This is a genomic window from Streptomyces sp. NPDC002130, from assembly GCF_040296465.1.
In the GTDB taxonomy this organism is placed as follows: domain Bacteria; phylum Actinomycetota; class Actinomycetes; order Streptomycetales; family Streptomycetaceae; genus Streptomyces.
The window spans coordinates 1-2230 of record NZ_JBEOXI010000593.1 but is presented as its reverse complement, the minus strand read 5'-3'; the positions used below and the strand labels follow the sequence as shown (position 1 = coordinate 2230).

The following is a 2230-nucleotide window of genomic DNA, read 5'->3' as shown; positions in this document are numbered from 1 at the left end:
ATTTCGGCGGCGACGTGGGCGATCGGGCGGTCGTGACACCGCTCGATCAGGCGTCGTCTTCCCTCGACGGTGAGTGGGGCATTACGGTGTGTCACAGGGCTGGTCCTTCTTGGTCGAGAACGGCTATGTCGCAATTCCTATTCTCGCGCCGAGGACCAGCCCGTCTACTTCAGTCCCGCGTCATCAACGTCCGTACCCGCAACATCTAGTTCGGCAACGACGACATACGTCTGTGCGGTCAAAGGCTTGAATCCTTTCGTTGTCAAGGTCAGTGCCTAAGTCCAGGTGAGCGAAAGCAGATCGGGTTTCCCCAACCGCGCCACTTCAGCGAGGCGGCGTTTGAGATCCCACATCAACCGCTGGTTTGTGCCGAATCGTTCTCCACGCCCGACGACCGCTAGCTGTCTTCGAGAATATGGTGCCTGTCTGGCTGCCAGACGACTAGATGACCTGATTCCGTGGTAAGGAGGTGAACGAGGAAAACCGGAAAGCACGATGCTGCGAGTAGTGATCACCCGCGTGATTGCGGTGCGAGCGCCTGTGTCGACACTGACGATCGCGAACACCTGACACCTTCCGTCCTCACTAAGATCGTCTTGATGGCACCGATTGGACAGCTTTCACTGGCAGTCAGGGTGACTCATCAAGTCCTGCCTAACCCGACAAGAACACCGATATGATCGCGGCACCTCGCATTTCGTATCATATTGCAGTACAGAATAATTCGGTCACTTACTAATACAGAGTCAAGAGTTGTCGACGGCGGCGATCTGCCTTGTCCACGCATACCACGCCACTCCGCAGAACGCTGCTACCATCACGAGGTCGGCGACGATTGCTACGGGCACCTCACGCGTAGCTCGGGCGATCGGGAACGCAACCGCCGCGATGAGCACTAGGACAGCGCAGGCCGGCGGAACCGTGCGGGCACGCCACTGCATGGTTCCAAACACAACAAGCGCGAAGGGAAAGGTCGGCCCCGCGAGCAGCAACATGATTGTGCCGGCCGTCGGGTAGCCGGCGAACGACGCTAGTGCCGAACTGTCGTCGACGCCGAAGACACCCTCGAAGAAACCTTGCAGCCCGAACGCGACAGTCCCGAACATGCCTACCAGCACCAGCAAGAACCACAGCCCAGACACAACCGGGAAGGGGGCACGCAGCTTCTCGTACTCACCTAGGAGCCCGAACACCCACGGCACGGTCGATACAGCGATGAGCATGCCACCGACCACTCCGTAATGCCCGTCGTTCCAGAACAGCGGCGAAAGCCCAAAAATCGCCGGACCCACAATCAGTCCTAGTATTTGCATCCGTGCAATAAGCATGGACCGACCATAGCCGTTCAGCGAAATAGGACTGGGCGAAACTGTCAATGATCGCGTCCATATCCGGCTGAACGGCGAAGCTCAAGATCAGAATGTCGGCAACCGACTGGATTCATAGAGTCGATCATGCGCCTTGCCCACGATTCCCGTGTAGACAATCAGATCTAGATGGGCGGGTTGAGTACGAAACGTCGACGGCGACGATCATGTGCACAGTTACGCCGTCGGTCCGACTAACTTCGTCGTCTTGGCGGTGAAGACGCGTGCGTGTGGCCCTCGACCAGGCTCAGACTCGCAACCACTCCCGAGTGGCGATCACCAAGGCAGCGACCCCACGGTTAAGTGTCGGTTGAACTTCCGGAGCGAAATAGGCCGAGTGGTTCGATGGGATATCGCGGTCGATGCTCCCTGCCTCCGCAGCGGCCCGATACGTTGCCGGGTGCGTACCCCCGAGAATCCAGTAGACCAACGGCGCACTCGCAGCAGTAGCGAGCAAACCGACATCCTCGCTTCCCGAGACCTGCCCGGGGTCAAAGACCGTGTCGTCGCCGAACGCCGACCGGAACGCGACCATCGTGCGCTCAGTAGCATTGTCTCCATTGACCGTAACGGGAAAAGACTCCGCCCGCACGATCACAGGATCCGGCGCTCCGGACGCTGCCGCCTCGGCACTCACGATGCGCTCGATCGCAGCCAACATACGCTCCCGCACATCCTCACTGTAGGAGCGAATGGTCAGGCCAAGCTCCGCGCTGTCAGGGATGATGTTGTTCTTTGTGCCGGCGTTGAGCCGCCCAACGGTAACCACCGCGGTCTCCTTCGGCGCCCTCTACCTCGTCGTCGGCGTCCTCGCGGCCCTCCACCACGCCCGCGCGACCGGCACCGGCCAGGTCGTCGACGCC

At 60.0% G+C, this 2230-nt stretch carries 2 protein-coding genes and 1 pseudogene; 1 reads left to right on the top strand and 2 read right to left on the bottom strand.

What is annotated here, in order from left to right; genetic code table 11:
• Positions 1 to 746 precede the first annotated feature (746 nt).
• Together ABT116_RS43255 and ABT116_RS43250 are read right to left on the bottom strand one after the other, a co-directional pair.
• Entirely contained in the window at positions 747 to 1328 is a 582-nt protein-coding gene (locus ABT116_RS43255; RefSeq protein ID WP_037132137.1) for a hypothetical protein, read from the bottom strand.
• A gap of 286 nt (positions 1329 to 1614) precedes the next feature.
• Positions 1615 to 2136: a peptidase dimerization domain-containing protein gene (locus ABT116_RS43250; RefSeq protein WP_351646241.1), complete on the bottom strand. Its 522-nt coding sequence runs from the start codon at positions 2134 to 2136 to the stop codon at positions 1615 to 1617.
• Between the two features lie 13 nt (positions 2137 to 2149).
• Between ABT116_RS43250 and ABT116_RS43245 the strand changes: the two are divergent.
• Positions 2150 to 2230, top strand: a pseudogene (locus ABT116_RS43245) (CoA transferase); the annotation flags it as partial.

Bases quoted from the DNA above. Each gene is read 5' to 3' on its own strand.
- ABT116_RS43255 (WP_037132137.1), bottom strand. From the start codon at position 1,328: ATGCTTATTGCACGGATGCAAATACTAGGACTGATTGTGGGTCCGGCG.